At 73.0% G+C, this 19383-nt stretch carries 16 protein-coding genes; 1 reads left to right on the top strand and 15 read right to left on the bottom strand.

What is annotated here, in order from left to right:
• Positions 1-144 precede the first annotated feature (144 nt).
• The 15 genes from ACGFXC_RS01350 to ACGFXC_RS01280 all read right to left on the bottom strand — a co-directional run bounded on the left by ACGFXC_RS01350 (position 145) and on the right by ACGFXC_RS01280 (position 17553).
• A complete protein-coding gene (locus ACGFXC_RS01350; RefSeq protein WP_393708328.1) occupies positions 145-1548 on the bottom strand; it encodes an aspartate aminotransferase family protein in 1404 nt (467 codons plus the stop codon).
• Positions 1545-2576 (bottom strand): adenosyl-hopene transferase HpnH, encoded by a 1032-nt coding sequence (gene hpnH / locus ACGFXC_RS01345; RefSeq protein ID WP_393708326.1) that lies wholly within the window; start codon positions 2574-2576, stop codon positions 1545-1547. Before hpnH ends, ACGFXC_RS01350 begins: the two co-directional genes overlap by 4 nt.
• Before the next feature lie 5 nt (positions 2577-2581).
• On the bottom strand, positions 2582-3214 hold the full coding sequence (locus tag ACGFXC_RS01340) for a 1-hydroxy-2-methyl-2-butenyl 4-diphosphate reductase (RefSeq protein WP_393708324.1): 633 nt from the start codon (positions 3212-3214) through the stop codon (positions 2582-2584).
• Positions 3211-5274 carry a squalene--hopene cyclase gene (gene shc, locus ACGFXC_RS01335; protein ID WP_393708322.1) on the bottom strand — a complete coding sequence of 688 codons (2064 nt, stop codon included), beginning with the start codon at positions 5272-5274 and terminating at the stop codon, positions 3211-3213. Before shc ends, ACGFXC_RS01340 begins: the two co-directional genes overlap by 4 nt.
• 120 nt (positions 5275-5394) lie before the next feature.
• On the bottom strand, positions 5395-6489 hold the full coding sequence (locus ACGFXC_RS01330) for a polyprenyl synthetase family protein (protein ID WP_393708320.1): 1095 nt from the start codon (positions 6487-6489) through the stop codon (positions 5395-5397).
• A gap of 59 nt (positions 6490-6548) precedes the next feature.
• Positions 6549-7940, bottom strand: a complete 1392-nt coding sequence (gene hpnE / locus ACGFXC_RS01325; RefSeq protein WP_393708319.1) for a hydroxysqualene dehydroxylase HpnE — start codon at positions 7938-7940, stop codon at positions 6549-6551.
• 280 nt (positions 7941-8220) lie between these two features.
• A complete protein-coding gene (gene hpnD, locus ACGFXC_RS01320) occupies positions 8221-9189 on the bottom strand; it encodes a presqualene diphosphate synthase HpnD (RefSeq protein WP_393708317.1) in 969 nt (322 codons plus the stop codon).
• Entirely contained in the window at positions 9186-10109 is a 924-nt protein-coding gene (hpnC, locus tag ACGFXC_RS01315) for a squalene synthase HpnC (RefSeq protein ID WP_393709573.1), read from the bottom strand. The genes hpnD and hpnC overlap by 4 nt, the downstream gene beginning before the upstream one ends.
• Before the next feature lie 426 nt (positions 10110-10535).
• On the bottom strand, positions 10536-11318 hold the full coding sequence (locus tag ACGFXC_RS01310) for an ABC transporter ATP-binding protein (protein ID WP_393708315.1): 783 nt from the start codon (positions 11316-11318) through the stop codon (positions 10536-10538).
• On the bottom strand, positions 11311-12240 hold the full coding sequence (locus tag ACGFXC_RS01305) for an ABC transporter permease (protein ID WP_393708313.1): 930 nt from the start codon (positions 12238-12240) through the stop codon (positions 11311-11313). Before ACGFXC_RS01305 ends, ACGFXC_RS01310 begins: the two co-directional genes overlap by 8 nt.
• A gap of 95 nt (positions 12241-12335) precedes the next feature.
• The gene (locus ACGFXC_RS01300; RefSeq protein WP_393709572.1) at positions 12336-13208 is read right to left on the bottom strand and encodes a glycosyltransferase family 2 protein; all 873 of its coding nucleotides are present in this window, start codon (positions 13206-13208) and stop codon (positions 12336-12338) included.
• A gap of 8 nt (positions 13209-13216) precedes the next feature.
• Complete coding sequence (locus ACGFXC_RS01295) at positions 13217-13996, bottom strand: CDP-alcohol phosphatidyltransferase family protein (protein WP_351826852.1); 780 nt, start codon at positions 13994-13996, stop codon at positions 13217-13219.
• Positions 13974-15035 (bottom strand): iron-containing alcohol dehydrogenase family protein, encoded by a 1062-nt coding sequence (locus tag ACGFXC_RS01290; RefSeq protein WP_393708310.1) that lies wholly within the window; start codon positions 15033-15035, stop codon positions 13974-13976. The genes ACGFXC_RS01295 and ACGFXC_RS01290 overlap by 23 nt, the downstream gene beginning before the upstream one ends.
• Positions 15023-15775, bottom strand: a complete 753-nt coding sequence (locus tag ACGFXC_RS01285; RefSeq protein WP_393708309.1) for a sugar phosphate nucleotidyltransferase — start codon at positions 15773-15775, stop codon at positions 15023-15025. Before ACGFXC_RS01285 ends, ACGFXC_RS01290 begins: the two co-directional genes overlap by 13 nt.
• Entirely contained in the window at positions 15772-17553 is a 1782-nt protein-coding gene (locus ACGFXC_RS01280; protein WP_393709570.1) for a DUF5941 domain-containing protein, read from the bottom strand. The genes ACGFXC_RS01285 and ACGFXC_RS01280 overlap by 4 nt, the downstream gene beginning before the upstream one ends.
• A gap of 465 nt (positions 17554-18018) precedes the next feature.
• Between ACGFXC_RS01280 and ACGFXC_RS01275 the strand changes: the two genes are divergently transcribed.
• The gene (locus ACGFXC_RS01275) at positions 18019-19263 is read left to right on the top strand and encodes a GNAT family N-acetyltransferase (protein ID WP_393709569.1); all 1245 of its coding nucleotides are present in this window, start codon (positions 18019-18021) and stop codon (positions 19261-19263) included.
• Positions 19264-19383 lie beyond the last annotated feature (120 nt).

The raw sequence follows: 19383 nt of genomic DNA, 5'->3' as shown, positions 1-19383 counted from the left end.
CCCCACCGCGCCCGACACACCCCGTCACCCACCGTGCCGTCCCGACGCACTGCGGCCCCCCCGCGCGGCTGGACGGCGCGGCGGGCGACGACCCCCCCCCCGGGGCCCGGTGCGCACCGGGCCCCGCGCGCGGCGCGCGGCGCGTCAGCGGTTGGCGACCGCCTGCTTCATCAGGGTCCGGCCGAAGTCCCACATCAGGCCGCCCCCGCCGTGCGCCTCGTCCATGACCTCCCGGAAGGCGCCGACGAACCGGTCCACGTCCCGTTCGTCGACGATCAGCGGCGGGATCAGCTTGATGACCTCCAGGTGGTCGCCCGAGACCTGGGTGAGGATCCGGTGCCTGCTCAGCAGCGGCGCCACCACCATCTGCGCGAACAGCCCCTTGCGGGCCGCCTGGAGCACGGCCCAGCGACTGCGCAGCCCCAGGGAGGACGGCCGCCCGAACTCGATGCCGATCATCAGCCCGCGCCCCCGCACCTCGTGCAGCAGCTCGTACTCGTCCACCATGGCCGCGAGCCGGCCGCGCAGCAGGTCGCCCATGGCCCGGGCGTTCGCGACGACCTCCTCGTCCTCCATCACGCCCAGGACGGCCAGTCCGGCCGCCATCGCCTGCGCGTTGGAGCCGAAGCTCGCGGAGTGCACCAGCACCCGGTCCATGGAGGAGTAGACCCGCCGGAAGATCCAGTCCCTGCCCAGCGTCGCGCCGACGGGGACGTAGCCGCCGGACAGGGCCTTGGCCACGCACACCAGGTCCGGTTCCACTCCGGGCTCGTGCTGGTACGCGTAGAAGTCGCCGGTCCGCCCGAGGCCCGTCTGGACCTCGTCGGCGATCAGCAGGGCCTTGTGGCGGCGCAGCAGTTCCTGCGCCGCGAGCAGGTATCCGGGCGGCGCCGCGAGCACCCCCTTGCCCTGGACGGGCTCGACGATGAGCGCGGCGACGTCCCCGCGCGCCAGCTCGCGCTCCAGGGCGTCCAGGTCCCCGAGCGCGATCTTCGTGTCGGGCAGCAGCGGGGCGAAGCCGTCCCGGAAGCCGCCTTCGCCGTTGACCGACAGGGAGCCCGTGGTGAGCCCGTGGAAGGCGTGGTCGCAGTACAGGATCCGCGGCCGCCCGGTGGCGTACCGGGCGAACTTCAGGGCGGTCTCCACCGCCTCGGTGCCGCTGTTCCCGAAGAAGACCCGGTCCAGGTGGGGGCTGTACGAGAGCAGCTTCTCGGCCAGCAGCCCGGGCAGCGGCTGGCAGTCGAAGCGGGTCAGGTCGGCGAGCTGGGCGTCCAGCACGTCGTGCAGGGCCCGGCGCACCACGGGGTGGTGGCGGCCCACCCCCATGACCCCGAACCCGGCCAGCATGTCGAGGTAGTCGTTGCCCTCGTCGTCCCAGAAGTGGGCGCCCTCGGCGCGCACGTACACCTTGTCGAAGCCGATGGTGTGCAGCATCCGGGGCAGCTGGTGGTTGAGGTGGCGGGCGTGCAGCTCGTAGCGCTCCCCGCCGCGCTCGGCCAGCAGCGCGGCGAGGTCGAAGCCCTTGCCCCCCGGGGGCCGGGGCGTCATGACGAGGTGGCCCGGTTGCCGCCGATCGTCTCCCGGGCCGCGCGCAGGGACTCCTTCAGGGAGCCCATGGTGGCGAGGACGGCGGTGGGCTCGTAGCCGCAGTGCGCCATGCAGTTGGCGCAGCGCGGGTCCTTGCCGCGGCCGTACTTGCTCCAGTCGGTGTCGTTGATCAGTTCCCGGTACGTGGGCACGTATCCGTCGCTCATCAGGTAGCAGGGGCGCTGCCAGCCGAACAGCGAGTAATTGGGAATGGCCCAGGCCGTGCAGGGGAAATCCGCCTTTCCTTCCAGGAAATCGAGGAAGAGCGGGGAGTGGTTGAGGCGCCAGCGCCGCCGGTTGCCGCCGGAGAACGCCTTCCTGAAGAGTTCCCTGGTCTGTTCGACGCCGAGGAAGTGCTCCTGGTCGGGTGCCTTTTCGTAGGCGTAGGCGGGCGAGATCATCATTTCGTCGACCTGGAGGTCGTCATTGAGGTAGTTCAGCACCTCGATGATCGTCTGGGGGGTGTCGGTGTTGAAGAAGGTCGAGTTGGTGGTGACCCGGAACCCCCGCCGCTTCGCCTCCTTGATCGCCGCCACGGCCTCGTCGAAGACGCCTTCCTTGGCGACGGATTCGTCGTGGCGTTCGCGCAGTCCGTCGATGTGGACGGCGAAGGCGAAGTACGGGGACGGGGTGAACTTCTCGATCTTCTTGCGGAGCAGCATCGCGTTGGTGCAGAGGAAGACGTACTTCCGCTTCGCCACGAGCTGGCGCACGATCTCGTGGATCTGCGGGTGCATCAGGGGCTCACCGCCCGCGATGGACACCATCGGCGCCCCGGACTCCAGGACGGCGCCGACCGCCTGGGCGACCGGCATGCGCTGCTTGAGCACGCCGGCCGGGTGCTGGATCTTCCCGCACCCCTCGCAGGCCAGGTTGCAGGCGTAGAGCGGTTCCAGCTCGACGATCAGCGGGAACTTCTCACGCTTGCGGAGCTTCTGTTCGAGAAGATAGGTCCCGACCCTGATGGACTGTCGCAACGGCATGGCCATCTGGCTCACCTCCTGGGGAGCAGCAACGAACGGTGCCAGTCATAAAACGCGGGCCGTACGGCACGCAGCACGCGGAAGGCCGATATTCCACCGCGGACCGTGCCGATACGGACGAGCTCGTGCTCCGGAGCGTCCACGATCACCCGGACGGCCGCAACCGGGCGTCCGCCGTGGCCGTGCGCGGTCCACAGGGTGGCCGCGGACTCCATGTCGACCGCGACGGCGCCGGTGGCGCGCAGCTGCGCGCGCTCCTGGCCGCGGACGACGTGGTCTGATCCGGTCAGTGCGCCGGTGTGCACGGTCCGGCCGGGAGCGGCCCGGGCCAGTGCCTCGGCGAGCAGGGTGGTGGCGGTGCAGGCGACCGTGCCCCGCGGGTCCCGGGTCTCCTCGGCGACGACCAGGTCGCCGGGGTTCATCCCGGGGACCAGGCCGGCGCAGAAGCCGGTCGCGAGGACGGCGGCCCCCTGCATGCCCGGCCGCCGCAGGGCCCGGGCGACGGCGCGTTCGGCCGCGCGCGGGCCCATGCCCGTGCGCAGCAGCGCCCCTTCCGCGGCGCCGCCGCGTGCGGTGCGCAGGGCGGCCGCTTCGATGCGCAGGGCGCAGGCGATCAGCAGCGGGGGCCGGGCGGCGGAGCTCATCCGGCCTCCTCGGGGCGGGCCGCCGCGGTGCGGGGGCGGCCGGGCACGGCGGGCTCTCCGTGGAGGTAGCGGCCGAGCGCGGTGAGCGGGAACACCTGCCGGTAGAGGTGGTAGTTGATGGAGAAGTCCCAGGGGAAGCCGGTACCGGTGAAGTAGGGCTCGTCCCAGGTCCCGTCGGGGCGCTGGGTCTCCACCAGGTACGCCAGTCCCCGCTCGACGGCCCTGCCGTCGCGCTCGCCGGCCGACAGCAGGGCCATCAGCGCCCAGGCGGTCTGCGAGGGGGTGGAGGCGCCCTTTCCGGCCCAGGAGCGGTCCTGGTAGGAGCGCTGGTCCTCGCCCCAGCCCCCGTCGCCGTTCTGTACGGATTCCAGCCAGCGCACGGCCCGCCGGATCGCGGGGTGCGCGGGGGCCAGGCCGGCGGCGGTGAGGGCCGGCACCACCGAGCCCGTCCCGTACACGTAGTTGGTGCCCCAGCGGCCGAACCAGCCTCCGTCGGGCTCCTGTTCGGCGAGCAGCCAGGCGATGCCACGGCGGGTGCGGGGGTCGGCGGCCCTGCCCTCGAAGGCCAGCATCTCCACCACGTGGGCGGTGACGTCTGCGGAGGGCGGGTCGATCACCTCCCCGAAGTCGCAGAAGGGCAGCCGGTTGGGCAGGGTACTGGTGTTGTCGGCGTCGAAGGCGCCCCAGGCGCCGTTCTTCGACTGCATGCCGAGGTTCCAGGACACGCCGCGGGCGATGGCCGCCTCGACCTTGGCGGGTTCGGGGTGGCGGATGCGGCGCAGGGCCAGTACGACCTCGGCGGTGTCGTCGATGTCGGGGTAGTTGTCGTTGTGGAACTCGAAGGCCCAGCCGCCCGGTTCGAGGCCGGGGCGGCGCACGGCCCAGTCGCCGCTGCGCCGGATCTCCTCGCCGAGCATCCAGTCGGCGGCCTTGACCAGGGCCGGGTGGTCGGGGGCCACCCCCGCGTCGGCCAGCGCGATGGCGGCGAGGCAGGTGTCCCAGACCGGGGACTGACAGGCCTCGATCATCCGGGCGCCGTCCTCGCGCCAGACGGCGAAGCGGTCGAGGGATTCCAGCCCGGCCCGCATCACCGGGTGGCGCAGGTCGTAGCCGAGCAGGTGCAGGGCGATGACCGAGTACACGGCGGGTGGCTGGATCCCGCCCCAGCAGCCGTCGTTCTCCTGGCGCTCGACGATCCAGCGGCCCGCGGCGGTCATGGCGGCCTTGCGCAGCCGGCGCGGGGCGAACCTCCGGTAGACGTGCAGCACCTTGTCCATGCGCTGGAAGGCACCGTCCCAACTCGCCAGCGGTGCGGGCGGTTTGGCCGTGTAGGGGGCGCGGGCGTCGGTGTGCAGCTCGTCCAGGGCGAAGGGCGCCGGGCGGACGGGCCGCAGCGCGGAGACGACGGTCAGGGGGACGATGGTCTGGCGGGCCCAGCAGCCGAAGTCGTAGATGTTCAGGGGCACCCAGGGAGGCAGGAAGACCAGTTCGGGCGGGAGTTCGGGCAGGTGGTCCCAGTTCCACCAGCCGAAGAGCGCCAGCCAGATCCGGGTGAAGACCCGGGCCGAGGCGATGCCCCCGTGGGCCCGGATCCAGGCCGAGGCGCGGGCCATGTGGGGGGCGTCGGGCGGGTCGCCGGCCAGCCGCAGGGCGACGTACGCCTCGATGGTCGCGGAGAGTTCGGGCGGCCCGCCGTGGAAGGTGGCCCAGGTACCGTCCGCCCGCTGTTCGCCGCGGATGAAGAGGGCGGCGGCCTGCGTGACGGCCTCTTCGCGGATGCCGAGGAACTGCCGCAACAGCAGGTCCTCGGCGTCCATGGTGACGTTGGTCTCCAGGTCGCCCTTCCACCAGCCGGCCGGGTCCTGGCGTTCCAGCAGCTCGCGGGTGGCCCGGCCGGTGGCCTGCCGGACCCCGTGGAGCAGTCCTGCGGCGGGGTCCGTGGCACCGGGTGGCGTCCCGGGCGCGGTGGCGCGGGCGGGCGGCGGCGGGGCCGTCGCGCCCTCGTGTTCCGGATCCGCGCCGCCGGCCATCGCACCGGCGCCGTCGGTCGTCGCAGTCATGGCTTCTTCCCCTTAGAACAGTGTCCTCTGCTGTGCTGGGGTTCTGCCGTCGGCCGGCGCGCCTCCCGTGGGGGGGCGCACCGGCCGGCGACTCGCGCTATATCCGCTGCCGGGTGGCGATCACCTCTTGCGCACGACGACGAAGTCGGCGAGGGCGACGAGCTGGTCCCGCACCCGCTGCGGCATGTTCACGTCGTCGAGGGCGCGGATCGCCACCGCGTGCTGGCGGCGCGCCTCGTCGGCGGTCCACTGGCGCCCGCCGGCGGCCTCGATGAGCGAGGCCCGGTGGGCGAATTCCGCTTCGGAGAAGTTCTCGAAGTCGTTGCTCTTGGCGTCTGCGGCGAGCAGCTCGGCGAGTTCCTCGCAGGCGGGTCCGCCGGCCGCGAGGGCCGCGACCACCGGCAGGGACTTCTTGCGCTGGCGCAGGTCGCTCCAGGTCTGCTTGCCGGTGGCGTCCGGGTCGCCCCAGATGCCGAGGAGGTCGTCGACGGCCTGGAAGGCGAGGCCGAGGTGGTAGCCGTACTCCTCCAGCTTGTCGGCCGTGCGGTCGTCGGCGCCGCCGAGCACGGCGCCGATGGAGACCGCGCAGGCCAGCAGGGCACCCGTCTTGTTGCCCTCCATCTCCAGGCACTCCTCGACGCTGACGCGCTCGCGGTGTTCGTAGGAGATGTCCTGGGCCTGGCCGTCGATGAGCTTGCGGCTGGCGGTGGTCAGGCGGCGGGCGGCGCGGCCCGCCTCGACGGTGCCGAGCTCCAGCAGGACCTCGTTGGCCAGCGCGAAGAGGGCGTCGCCGACGAGGATCGCCAGCGCCGGTCCGTGCACCTTCCACACCGTGTCGCGGTGGCGGCGCTGCTCGTCGCCGTCCATCAGGTCGTCGTGCAGCAGCGAGAAGTTGTGGACGAGCTCCACGGCGACGGCCCCGGGAACCCCGACCTCCGCGGAGGCGCCCGCGGCCTCGGCGGAGAGCAGGGCGAGGGCGGGCCGCACCGCCTTGCCGCCGTCGCCGTCCGCCGGGTTGCCCTGGGCGTCGATCCAGCCGAAGTGGTAGGCGGCGACGGTGTCCATGGGCGCCGCGAGCCGGTCTACGGCGGCGCGGAGCACGGGGGTCGACAGCGTGCGGCCGCGTTCCAGGAGGGCGAGCGTGTCCGCCTGCTCCCCGCCGGCCGTGCCCACACTGGCAGCCGTGTTCTCGACAGCCGGGTTCCCCGGGTTCACTGGCTCTCCTCTGGTTCCTGTACGTGCTGTGCCGGTCGTGCTGGTGGTCGTGGTCGTCGTCATGCCGTCTCCCGCAGCGGGTGTCCGGCGGGGCGGCCCAGGGTCTCCAGTGCCGCGCGCGCGGCACCGATGCCGCTGCGTACGGCACCCTCCATGGTCGCGGGCCAGCCGGTCGCGGTCCACGCACCGGCGAGATAGAGCCCCGGCGTGTCGGTGCGGTGGCCGGGGCGCAGCCGGCCGACGCCCGGGGCGGGGGCGAAGGTGGCGGTGCGCTCGCGGGTGACGAAGAAGTCGCGCACCTTCGCGCCGCGGGCCGCGGGCAGCAGCCGCTCCAGTTCGGGGAGGTACTTGGCGCGCAGGACCGAGACGGGTTCGTCGATGTCGTCCTGGGCGACCGACTGGGACAGGGCCAGGTACTGGCCGCCGTCGGTGAGTCCGGAGGCGTCGGTGCGGTCGAACACCCACTGGACGGGGGTGCCGAGCGCGGCGAAGAAGGGCTGCCGGAGCACCTTGCGGTCGTACACGACGTGCACGTTGAGGATGGGTGCGGTGGCGATGTCGAGCAGCTTGTCCGGGTCGGCCAGCGCGCCGGGCGGGAGCAGGGCGTGGGCCTCGCGCTGCGGGACGGCGAGGACGACGGTGCCCGCCCGCAGCGACTCCTCCTCGGTGTCCACCCGCCAGTGGCCCTCGTCGGTGCGGGACAGGCAGGTGACGCGGGTGCGCAGCTCGGTGCGCACGCCGGCGGCGTCGAGGGCCTTGCGGGCGAGGGTGTCGTGGAGGTCGCCGAGCGGTACGCGGGCCCAGCCGATGTCGGCGGCGCCGTTCTCGGAGAGCAGGCCGGTCTTGAAGACCATGGCGGCCAGTGCCAGGGAGGACCGGTCGGCGGTGGCGTTGAGGGTGGCGATGCCGACGAGGTCCCAGAGCGCCTCGATGGTGCGCGGGGACTGGCCGTAGCGGGCGAGCCAGGTCGCGAAGTCCAGGCCGTCCAGGGCCGGGTCGGCGGGGTCGAGGCGGCGCAGGGCGAGGGCGGCGCGGCCGACGCTCAGCCGCTCGGCGAGGGAGAGGTGCGGGTAGCGGGCCAGCGAGGCGGCCAGGTGCAGGGGGACGGGCAGGGCGCTGCGGCGCAGCCGGCCCAGTCGGGGTCCCGCGGGGTGGGCGACGTCGAGGACGGGGACGTCGAGCCGGTCCTGGAGCGGCGCGAGGGCGGCGCCGTCGACCCGGTCGAGGAACCAGCGGTAGGCGGTGCAGCAGCGCAGGTAGACGTGCTGGCCGTTGTCGACGGTGAGGTCGCCGCGCTGGAAGGAGAAGGCGAGGCCGCCGAGCCGGGGGCGGCCTTCGAGGAGGGTCACCCGCAGTCCGGCGTCGGCGAGTTGCAGCGCGGCGGTGACTCCGGCGAGCCCGCCGCCGACGACGACGGCCCGCTCGCCGGCCTGCTGCGGCTCGGTGCTCATGCGTCCTCCCCCGTGGTGCGGTGGCCCTGCCGGGCGCTGCGGGCGGCCGGCCGCCGGGTGCGGGCGCGGGCCGGACCCGCCCGATGGGACGCCGTGGCGCCCCGCGGGGTTGCCCCGCCGCGGACGGCGCTCCCGGCGGCTCCGCGCCCGGACCGGGGCGCGGCCGTCGCGGGCGCGGCGGCCGGACCGTGCGCGCGGTGGCGCGGGCGCGCCGTCGCGGGCAGCGGGAGCGCGGCGGGCGGGGTGGCCGCCCGCACGGCGGGGGTCCTCGGGCGGGACATCAGATGCGCCTCCGCGTGCTCTGGCGGGAGATGGTGCGGGCGTCGAGGCCGGACAGGCCGCGGACGGCGACGTACGCCTTCTCGTGGGTCGGCAGCGAGACGCGGCCGCGCAGCACCGCCGCGGGTTCGCGCTCGATGCGGTCCAGGAGGCGGCGGTAGATGCCGGCCATCGCGGCCACGCAGGCGCCGCTGCGCCGGTCGAGCATCGGCAGCAGCCGGTAGCCCTCGACGAACAGGGCCCGCGCGCGCCGCACTTCGTGGTGGACGAGGCCGGCGAAGTCGGCTCCGGCGGGGGCCCGGTCGGCGGCGAAGCCGTCGGAGCAGCCGAATTTGGCGAGGTCCTCGGCGGGGAGGTAGGTGCGGCCGTTGGCCGCGTCCTCGCGCACGTCCCTGAGGATGTTGGTGAGTTGCAGGGCCAGGCCCAGGGTGTCGGCGTACTCGTCGGCGCGGGCCGCGTCGGCGCCGAGGGCGCCGGTGTCCACCGTGCCGAAGACGCCGAGGGAGAGCCGTCCGATGGCTCCGGCCACGCAGCGGCAGTAGGCCGCGAGGTCGTCCCAGGTCTCGTACTCCTCGCCGCGGACGTCCATCAGGACCCCGTCGATGAGTTCGTCGAGGCCGCCGAGGGGGATGGGGAAGCGGCGCGCGGCGTGCGCGAGGGCGACGGCCACCGGGTCGGTGTCGTCCTCCTCGACCTCCCCGGCCCGGATCCGGCCGAGCAGGCTGCGCGTCTCCTCCAGCCGGACGAACTTGGCCTCGGGGGCGAGGGTGCCGTCGCCGATGTCGTCGACGCGCCGCGAGAAGGCGTACAGGGCGGACATCGCCTGTCGCTTGTCGGTGGGCAGCAGCCTGATGCCGTACGCGAAGTTGCGCGCCTGGGTTCCGGTGACGGCCTCGCAGTAGCTGTAGGCCGCGAGGACCGGAGCGGACGGTACGGACGCGTGTGTGGGGCCCTCCACGTTCGGGCTCACCCCTTTCTCGGCGCTGTGCGCAAAACGGCGGCCACCTCGCGGAGCAGGAGGCTCCTGGTGGGCTTGGGCGGGCCGGGAAGCACGTCGAAACCGGTGGCCGAAATCGCTCGCAGGGCGGCTCGCCCCCCTCCCACGAATCCCGCGAGCAACAGCCGTAGCCTGCCGTTCACGCTACCCACGAGGGGGGTGCCTTCATTCAGGAGGTCGCGTGCCCGTTCAGTTTCGAACGCGACCAGGGAGCGCACGGATGCGCCGGCGGACGGGGCCCGCAGATCATTCTCGGCCACGTGGAAGCGGCGCATGTCCTCGGCGGGGAGGTAGATCCGGTCGCGGCCGAGGTCCTCGGTGACGTCTTGGAGGTGCTCGGCGATCTGCAGGGCGGTGCAGACGGCGTCGGACCGGCGGATCCGCTCGGGGGTGCTCGTCCCGGTGAGGCCCAGTACGAGGCGGCCGACCGGGTTGGCGGAGAGCTCGCAGTAACGCAGCAGGTCAGCATAGGTGGCGTAGCGGGTGACGCGCTGGTCCTGGCGGTTGGCCTCGATGAGTCCGAGGAAGGGTTCGGGGGTGAGTCCGTGCGCGCGCACGACGGGGCGCAGGGCCTGCAGCAGGGGGTGGCGGGGCGGGGCGTCGGCCGGTCCGAACACGCGCAGCAGGTCGGCCTCGAAGGCGTCGAGCATGGCGAGCCGGTCGTCCACGGCGTCCGGTTCCAGCCCCAGGAGGACGGCGTCGCGGCCGCCGGGGGCGAGGTCGCCGTCGCCGATGTCGTCGACGAGGCGGGCATAGCCGTAGACCGCCGTGAGTCCGTCGCGCCAGGCGCGCGGGAGGAAGGCGGGGGCGACCGGGAAGTTCTCCGCCGCGGCCTTGGCGAGGGTGGCGCGGGCGTGGGGGTCGAGGTCGGTGGCGGGAGCGCCGGGCCGGATGCCGGACCCGGGGGTCACCGCCCGCCGCCCGTGGCGGGGACGGCCACTGTGCCTGGGGGCCGCAGAATTCCCGTAGCCATTGCCGTCACGTCTCCCGTTCTACACTGCCGACCCAAGTCATCCCATTTCGGACACGCCGCCGAAGTTTACCCGGGAGTATCCGGGTGGACCGGCTGCGGGGAATCGTCCCCTCTTGGCGCGATTGAGAACTGGTCCAGCTTACGCTGTACAACACCGCGGGGGCCTATCGGGTGGGCCTAGCCTCCCGGAATGTCGGGCTCCCGGCCGGCCCCGGCCCGCCGCGGCCCGTCCGCCTCCCGCCCCGCCCCCGCCCCACGGCCGCCCGTCCGTACGCCGAGGCCCCCGCCGCGCGGAGCGGCAGGGGCCTGGCGACGGCCGCGGGGCGGCCCGGACCGGGTGGACCGGTCAGTGGCTGGTGGCCTTCTCGTACGCCGAGACGACTTCCTCGGTGGGCCCGTCCATCAGGAGTTCGCCCTTCTCCAGCCACAGCACCCGGCTGCAGGTGTCGCGGATGGAGTTGTTGTTGTGGCTCACCAGGAAGACCGTTCCGGCCTTCTCCCGCAGCTCGCGGATGCGCGCCTCGGAACGGACCTGGAACTTGCGGTCACCCGTGGCGAGGGCCTCGTCGATCATGAGGACGTCGTGGTCCTTGGCGGCCGCGATCGAGAAGCGCAGGCGCGCGGCCATGCCCGAGGAGTAGGTGCGCATGGGAAGGGAGATGAAGTCCCCCTTCTCGTTGATCCCCGAGAAGTCGACGATGTCCTGGTAGCGCTCCCTGACCTGCTCGCGGGTCATGCCCATCGCGAGACCGCCGAGGACCACGTTGCGCTCCCCCGTGAGGTCGTTCATCAGGGCGGCGTTGACGCCCAGCAGCGAGGGCTGGCCGTCGGTGTAGACCTTGCCGGACTCGCAGGGCAGCAGGCCGGCGATGGCGCGCAGCAGGGTGGACTTGCCGGAGCCGTTCGAGCCGATGAGGCCGATGGCCTCGCCCCGGTACGCCGTGAAGGAGACGCCCCGCACGGCGTGGACCCGGCGGACGCCCGGAGCGTCGCCCTTGCCGCGGCGGAGTATCTTGCTCAGCGCCGCGGTGGCGCTGCCCTTGCCGGAGCTGCCGGTGTTCACGCGGTACACGATGTGCACCTCGTCGGCGATGACGGTGGGCACGTTGGTCTTGACGATCTCAGCCACGGCCGTAACGCTCCTCAGCCTTCCAGAAGTACACGAAGCCGCCGGCGCCGATGAGGACGGCCCAGCCGGCCGCGAAGAGCCAGACGTGCGGCGGCAGGTTCGACGCGCCGTAGTCGTCGATCAGGGCGAAGCGGACCAGGTCCATGTAGATCGCCGCCGGGTTCCACTGGAGGACGTCGGCGATCCAGGACGGCTTGTCCTTCAGCATCTCGCCGATCGAGAACATGACGCCCGAGGCGTACATCCACGTGCGCGTGAGGAAGGGCATCAGCTGCGCGAGGTCGGGGGTCTTGGACCCCATCCGCGCGAAGACCAGGGCGAGGCCGGTGTTGAAGACGAACTGGAGGGCCAGCGTCGGGATGACCAGCAGCCAGGACAGCTGCGGGTAGTTCCCGAAGGCGACCGCCACGATGACCACGACGATCATCGAGTAGAGCAGCTGCTGGAGCTGCTGCATGGAGAAGGAGATCGGCAGCGAGGCGCGCGGGAAGTGCAGCGCGCGCACCAGGCCGAGGTTGGTGGGGATCGCCCGGACGCCCGCCATCAGCGAGTTCTGGGTGAAGGTGAAGACGAAGATGCCCATCACCAGGAAGGGGATGTACACCCCCTTCTCCATGCCCCGGCCCGCGTTCAGGATGAGGCCGAAGATCAGGTAGTAGACGAGCGCGTTCAGCAGCGGGGTGGCCACCTGCCAGATCTGGCCGAGCTTCGCCTGGCTGTACTGCGCCACCAGCTTGGCCCGCGAGAAGGCCATGATGAAGTGGCGCCGGCCCCAGAGCTGCCGCACGTATCCGCCCAGGCTGGGCCGAGCGCCACTGACCGACAGGCCGTACTTCCTGGCGAGCTCGGCGGGGCTCAGGCCCGCGTCGTCGGACGGCGGCTTGCTCGTGGCGAGGGCGCCGTCGTGGGTTGTGTCACTCACAAGTTGAAACTTTCCGTCTTCAAGATGCGGCAGGAGGGGCATCGGGGCTGGTGCGCCGGACCCTTGGTGGGGCCATGCTCCCAGACGCGAGCTTGTCAGATGACGGGCGGTCGGCCCAGCCGGGTCAGTCGCCAGACCGTACGCCACCTCATGGGGCGCCGGGGACCGCAGGGAGTGGTCCAGCCCTCCTTGAAGCCGCCGAACCACGCCTTCAGCGCCGGTGCGGAAGGCCTGCGTACGAGCGTCAGCGCGAGCCAGACCCCCAGATAGACCGGCACCAGCGGCGCGGGCAGGTTCCGGCGGGCGAGCCACACCCGGTTACGGGCCACCATACGGTGGTAGACGGCGTGCCGGGACGGGGCGGTCGTCGGGTGCAGGAGCACCATGTCGGCGCGGTAGTCGATCAGCCACCCCGCGTCCAGCGCCCGCCAGGCCAGGTCGGTTTCCTCGTGGGCGTAGAAGAACTCCCCCGGCAGCGCTCCGACCTGCGCGAACACCGCCGTACGGACGGCGTTGGCGCCGCCCAGGAAAGTGGTGACGCGGGAGGAGCGCATCGGGTCCGAGGCGCGCAGCCGCGGCACGTGGCGGCGCTGGGTCACCCCGGTGTCCGGATCGGCGATGCGGAAACTGACGATCCCGAGCTCGGGGTCCTCGGCGAAGGCCTGCCGGCACAGCTCCGCGGTGTCGGCGCGCTCCAGCAGCCCGTCGTCGTCGAGGAAGAGCAGGGCGTCCACCTCGCGGCCACCGGGGCCGAAGGCCTCGATGCCGACGTTGCGGCCGCCCGGGATGCCCAGGTTCTCGGGCAGCGCGACGGTGCGGACGCCCTCGGGGAGCCCGGTGAGCTCGACGCCCTGGCCCACGACGACCACCTCGACGGGATCCCCGTCCTGGCGGGCCACGGACTCCAGCAGCGCCTTGAGCTCGTCGGGGCGGTTGCCCATGGTGATGATCACGGCGCCCAGCCGCATCGGCGCGGTCACTTCAGCCTGCTGGAGGCCAGGATCGACACCAGGTGCAGCACGGTCTGGAGCAGGGCGATGCCCGCCAGTACGGCGACACCCAGCCGGGAGAAGAACAGGTCGCCGCGGACCTGGTCCAGGACGGCCAGCACCAGGATGAGCAGGGACGCCTCGATGCCGAGGACGAGCCGGTGGAACTTGAGCGCGGCGGCGGCCCGGCGGGCGAGCGCCATGCCGGAGGAACGCGGTTCGGCGGCCGACTCCTGTACCGGGGGCTTGCCCGTCTGGTGGCGGGCGACGCCGACCAGGTCGGTCTCGGCCTTGATCAGGATCGCGCCGAGTGCCGCGAGGGTGCCCAGGAAGGCCCACAGCCAGTCGATCCGCCCGCCGCCCCACAGGTCGGCGGCGCGCAGGCCGAAGCCGACCAGGACGGCGGCGTCGCACAGGTAGGCGCCGACCCGGTCCAGGTAGACCCCGGCGAGCGAGTACTGCTTCTTCCAGCGGGCGACCTCGCCGTCGACGCAGTCCAGCAGCAGGTACAGCTGGACCGCGACCACGCCGAGGACGGCGCCCCAGACGCCCGGCACCAGGAGGGCGGGCGCGGCGAGGACGCCGGCGAGGGTCATCACGTAGGTCAGCTGGTTCGGCGTGACCTTGGTGGTGACCAGGAGACGGGTGATGCGCAGCGAGATCTCGCGCATGTACAGGCGGCCGCCCCAGTGCTCGCCACTGCGCCGGTCCTTGACGCCCGGCGGGTGAACGACGGGCCGGAGTTCAGCTACGGATGGTCTGGGCATAGTCGGCGTAAGCGTCCCTGATCTCGGCTGCGGACAGGTTGAGGTGCTCCAGGACGGTGAAGCGTCCCGGGCGGGTCTGGGGGGCGTAGTCGACGGCCGCGACGAACTCGTCCACGCTGAACCCGATCTCCTCGGGCAGCACGGGCAGGCCGTGGCGCCGCAGGACCTCGGTGAACAGGCCGGACTGCTCGGTGGCGCCGCGCAGGTGCATGGCGAAGGCGGCGCCGATGCCGACCTGCTCGCCGTGGAGCGCGGAGCGCCCCGGGTAGAGCAGGTCGAAGGCGTGGCTGATCTCGTGGCAGGCGCCGGACGAGGGGCGGCTGTCGCCGCTGATCGACATGGCGATGCCGGAGAGCACCAGGGCCTCGGAGAGCACGGTGAGGAACTCGTCGTCCCCGCATCCGCCGGGATGGCGCAGGACGGACTCGCCCGCGGTGCGGGCCATCGCGGCGGCGAGGCCGTCGACCGCCTCGCCGGTGACCGCGTGCGAGAGCTCCCAGTCGGCGATGGCCGAGATGTTGGAGATCGCGTCGCCGATGCCCGCGCGGATGAACCGCACCGGGGCGTCCTTGATCACGTCGAGGTCGATCACCATGGCGATCGGCGTGGGCACGCCGTAGGAGCCGCGTCCGTTGTCGTTGTCCAGGATGGACACCGGGGAGCAGATCCCGTCGTGCGACAGGTTGGTGGCGACCGCCACCATGGGCAGGCCGACCCGCGCCGCGGCGTACTTCGCCACGTCGATGATCTTGCCGCCGCCCAGGCCCACGACGGCGTCGTAGCGGCGGCCCTTTATGTCGTCGGCCAGTTTGACCGCGGAATCGATGGTGCCGTCGACGACCGGGTACCAGTCGGCGTGCGGCAGGACGGGCTCCAGCTTGGCGCGCAGCGCCTGGCCGGATCCCCCGCTGATCGCGATGGCGAGCTTGCCGGACGCGGAGATGCGCTGGTCGGCCAGGAGGCCGGCCAGGTCGTCCATCGCGCCCCGGCTGATGTCGACGACGACGGGCGAGGGGATCAGCCGCGTCAGTACTGGCATGCGATCGTCCGGCCCTTGGCGAGGTCGTCGTGGTTGTCGATCTCGACCCACTTGACGTCGCCGATGGGAGCGACGTCGATGGTGAAGCCGTCGTTGACGAGCTGCTGGTAGCCGTCCTCGTAGTAGAGGTCGGGGTCCCGCTCGAAGGTGGTCTTCAGGGCCTCGGCGAGCTGCTCGGCGGCCTCGGGCTCGATGAGGGTGACGCCGATGTACTCGCCCGTCGCGTCGGCGGGCTCCATCAGCTTGGTGATCGTCCGCACGCCCAGGCCCTCGGCGGTGACGACCTTCATCTCCTCCTCGGCCAGGTCCTTGACCGTGTCGAGGGCCAGGATGATCTTCCGGCCCTCGCCGCGGGCGGCGAGGAGGGTCTTCTCGACGGAGACGGGGTGGACGGTGTCGCCGTTGGCGAGGATCACGCCCTGCTTGAGGACGTCACGCGCGCACCACAGGGAGTAGGCGTTGTTCCACTCCTCGGCCTTGTCGTTGTCGATCAGCGTGATCTTGACGCCGTACTTGGCCTCCAGCGCCTCGCGGCGCTCGTACACGGCCTCCTTGCGGTAGCCGACGACGACGGCGACCTCGGTGAGGCCGACCTCGGCGAAGTTGCCCAGGGTCAGGTCGAGGACGGTGAGGCTGTCCTCCTGCCCCTGGGGACCGACCGGCACGAGGGCCTTGGGCAGGGTGTCGGTGTAGGGACGCAGGCGGCGTCCGGCACCGGCAGCGAGTACAAGGCCGATCATGCTGGTTCTCCTTCGTCATGTACGGCGGGTGCTCCGGCGGAGACCCAGAAGCGGATGCTCTCCACGAGCACCACCAGAGCCACGAACACGGCCAGGGCCGTGAGCGCGACGGGGAAGTCCGCCGCGCGCGACGCCAGCACGGCGGCGAGCACCGCGGTGAGCAGCACCCGGCCCTCGTGCCCGCCGATCGTCCGCACCAGCCAGTGCGGGGGCGCGCCGGTCCCGCCGCGGATGCGGTAGACCGTGTCGTAGTGATGGTAGGCGACCGCCGCGATCAGGCCGAATGCCGCCGGGAGGGCCCCGGGGACGTCCGCCTTGACGGCGAGGACCAGGACCGTCGTGTATTCGGCGGCCCTGAAGAGCGGCGGCAGCAGCCAGTCCAGCGGGCCCTTCAGCGGCCGGGCGACGGCGTCGCCGCTGAGCACGGCGTACAGCAGGGCCGCGTAGACGACCGTCATGGAGCCGAAGGGCGCGTAGCAGGCGGCGCCGGTCACCAGCGCCGCGCCGAGCACCGCGAAGGGCACGCTCAGGGTGCGCCCCGGGTGGGAGAGGAGCCTCGCGGCCAGTTCGGCGAGCGGCCCCGAGTCGGTGAGGTCCCGCAGGGCCCGGGCGGCGCGGTCGGTGCGCCGCGCCTTGCGGGTCAGGGAGCGCAGCACCCGGCCGGCGGTGGTGTAGAGGGCGCCGAAGGCACAGCCGACGAGCAGGGCGTAGAAGACGGTCCGGGGGGTGGTGACGGCGGTCAGGACCGCGATCATGGCCCAGCGTTCGCCGATGGGGAGGATGATCATGCGGCGGACCCAGACCGTCCAGCCCACGCTGTCGAGCCGGCCGGACAGCGCCGCCGTCGGGCTCGTGTTGGCCGTGGCGTCGTGGTTGGCCTCGTTGAAGGCGAAGTCGACGACGTGCCGGCAGGTCATGAGGATCATCGCGCCGAGTGCGAGGGCCCACACGTCGTCGCCGTTCCTGGCGGCGCCGAGCGCGAGGCCCGCGTAGAAGGAGTACTCCTTCGCGCGGTCGAAGGTGGCGTCGAGCCAGGCACCCATCGTCGAGTACTGGAGCGCGTACCGGGCGAGCTGCCCGTCGGTGCAGTCCAGGACGAAGGAGACGAGCAGCAGCACCCCGGCGGCGACGTAGCCCCCGCGCTCGCCGGTGGCGGCGCAGCCCGCCGCGATCAGCGCGGTGAGCAGGGAGGCCGTGGTGACCTGGTTGGGGGTGAAGCCGCGGCGGGCGCACCAGCGGGCGATGTAGCGCGAGTACGGGCTGATGAAGAAGGTGGTGAAGAAGCCGTCGCGGGACTTGACGGCGGTGCGCAGGCGCACGGCCTCGTCGTCCACGGCGGCCACGGCGGCCATCGCCCCGGCGCGCTCCTCCCCGGTGACGGGCACGGCGGCGACCAGGCTGCCGAGCTCGGGCCGCTGGACGGTGGTCCCGGCGGCCTCGACGGCGCCGGCGAGGGCGTCGGCGTACGGGCCCGGGCCCTCGGGCGCGAGCGCGGCGGCCTTGTCCAGCGCCGCGCGGGCGCCCCGCTGGACGGCGAAGGCGCCGGTCACGGCGCAGGCGTCGAAGCGCGGGTCGGTCAGCGCGAGGCGCAGCGCGTGCGGGTGCCCGACGAAGGCGCTGTCCACGACGGCCACCCGCTCGTCTGCGGGTACGCCGGCCAGCGCGGCGGCGGTGTCTTCGGGGCCGGTGACCGGGCGGACGTCGAACCCGAGCGAGCGGAGCTCGTCTTCGAGCGGCGATCCGGGAACCGGCGGGCCGGTGAGGATGACGGTCGACAGACGGACTCACTCCTTGCAGCGGGCATCCAGCGAACAGGCGCGACGGATCGCCTGGTGGGGCGGCGGCACGTCGGCAGAGGCTATCGGATGAATGGAACGCGGCATTCATCAGCCGTTCGGGCCCCTCGGGGGCCGTTTGACGCCGGATGTTAGGGTGGACGCCGACGTGTTCGGATCCCGTGAACACGTCCGGGAACGAGAAATGAGGTGGGGTTGATGACCGTCGCAGTGGCCGCAGCAGAGCGCGGCGCATTCCGGTACGTCCCCTCCCCCGTTTCCCGGGCTCCCCGCCAGGGCTGACCCCAGCGATCGGCCCGTCGGCCGGAGCCCCCGTTCCAAGGGTTCGCGTTGACCGACAAGAACACTCGCACGTCTGAAAACACCCCGACGTCCGAGGACACCCCCACGTCCGAGGACACCGGCACGTCCGCGTCCGGTCCGGACGACTCCTTCCTCACCGCGTTCATGGAGCTGCACCACGGCCTGCCCCGGCAGGCCCCCGGCTCCGACGCGACCACCCGCCGCCTGCTGTCCCTGTGCGGACCGCTGCCCGAGCGGCCGCGCGTCCTCGACGTCGGCTGCGGCCCCGGCCGCAGTGCGCTGCTGCTCGCCGCCGAGGCGGGCGGGGCGGGCCTCGCCGAGGTGACCGCCGTCGACCTGCACGAGCCGTTCCTCGCCGAACTGCGCGCCGCCGCCGCGGCCCGGAGCCGGGCCGGCCGCGTGACGGCCGTCCGGGCGGACATGGGCGCGCTGCCCTTCGAGGACGGCTCCTTCGACCTCGTCTGGGCCGAGGGCTCCGCCTACTGCATCGGCTTCGACCGGGCGCTCGCCGAGTGGCGCCGGCTGCTGGCGCCCGGCGGCCGGCTCGTGCTGAGCGAGTGCGAGTGGACCGTCGAGGAGCCGTCGGCCGGGGCCCGGGCCTTCTGGGACCCGCGGTTCCCGCTGCGCTCCACCGCCCGCAACACGGCAGCCGCCCAGGCGGCCGGGTACCGGGTGCTGGGCACGCTGCTCCAGCCGGACTCCGACTGGGCGGGGTACTACGGTCCGCTCGGCGAGCGGGTCCGGACCGCCCCGCCCGCCACCACCACGGCGGCCCGGGCCGCACTCGCCGAGACCCGCGAGGAGATCTCCGTACGGGAACGGCACGGGCACGAGTACGGCTACCGGGGCTACGTCCTGGCCCCGGTGAGCGCCGGGGACGGGAACCGCTGGCCCGCCCGGCCGCAGACCCCGGCCGACACGGCCGCGGTCCGGGCCGTCAACCTGGCGGCCTTCGACACCCCGATGGAGGCCGATCTCGTCGACGCGCTGCGCGCCGACGCCGCCTGGCTCGCGGGGCTCTCCTTCGTGGCCGAGGGCCCGGACGGGTCGGTGGCGGCGCACGCCCTGCTGACCCGCTGCACGGTGGACGGCGCCCCGGCGCTCGCGCTCGCGCCGGTCGCCGCCGATCCCGCGCTCCAGCGCTCGGGCGCCGGCAGCGCGGTCGTCCGCGCCCTGCTCGCGGCGGCCCGGGAACGGGGGGAGTCGCTGGTCCTGGTGCTCGGGCACCCGGCGTACTACCCGCGCTTCGGGTTCGTCCCGGCGTCGCTCTTCGGGATCCGGGCACCCTTCGAGGTGCCCGACGAGGCGATGATGGCGCTGGTGCTGGACGATTCGGTTCCGGTCCCGTCGGGCACGATCGCCTACCCGGCCCCCTTCGGAGTCGGCTGACGCCGCCACAGGTCCGCCCCGCGCCGCCTATCACGCGGCGCGGGGCGGACATGCGTTGATCGCCGAAGTGGGGACAAGCCTCTTTTGTACGGCAGACTGAAGGCCGGAGTCCGAAGCGAA

The organism is Streptomyces sp. NPDC048507 (assembly GCF_043199995.1).
Taxonomy (GTDB): domain Bacteria; phylum Actinomycetota; class Actinomycetes; order Streptomycetales; family Streptomycetaceae; genus Streptomyces.
This window is presented reverse-complemented; position numbering and strand designations above follow the sequence as displayed.

Excerpts from the sequence above, each read along its gene's own strand:
- ACGFXC_RS01350 (WP_393708328.1), bottom strand. The coding sequence starts at position 1,548 with ATGACGCCCCGGCCCCCGGGGGGCAAGGGCTTCGACCTCGCCGCGCTG.
- hpnH (WP_393708326.1), bottom strand. The coding sequence starts at position 2,576 with ATGGCCATGCCGTTGCGACAGTCCATCAGGGTCGGGACCTATCTTCTC.
- ACGFXC_RS01340 (WP_393708324.1), bottom strand. The coding sequence starts at position 3,214 with ATGAGCTCCGCCGCCCGGCCCCCGCTGCTGATCGCCTGCGCCCTGCGC.
- shc (WP_393708322.1), bottom strand. The coding sequence starts at position 5,274 with ATGACTGCGACGACCGACGGCGCCGGTGCGATGGCCGGCGGCGCGGAT.
- hpnE (WP_393708319.1), bottom strand. The coding sequence starts at position 7,940 with ATGAGCACCGAGCCGCAGCAGGCCGGCGAGCGGGCCGTCGTCGTCGGC.
- ACGFXC_RS01300 (WP_393709572.1), bottom strand. The coding sequence starts at position 13,208 with ATGCGGCTGGGCGCCGTGATCATCACCATGGGCAACCGCCCCGACGAG.
- ACGFXC_RS01295 (WP_351826852.1), bottom strand. The coding sequence starts at position 13,996 with ATGCCCAGACCATCCGTAGCTGAACTCCGGCCCGTCGTTCACCCGCCG.
- ACGFXC_RS01290 (WP_393708310.1), bottom strand. The coding sequence starts at position 15,035 with ATGCCAGTACTGACGCGGCTGATCCCCTCGCCCGTCGTCGTCGACATC.
- ACGFXC_RS01285 (WP_393708309.1), bottom strand. The coding sequence starts at position 15,775 with ATGATCGGCCTTGTACTCGCTGCCGGTGCCGGACGCCGCCTGCGTCCC.
- ACGFXC_RS01275 (WP_393709569.1), top strand. The coding sequence starts at position 18,019 with ATGGAGCTGCACCACGGCCTGCCCCGGCAGGCCCCCGGCTCCGACGCG.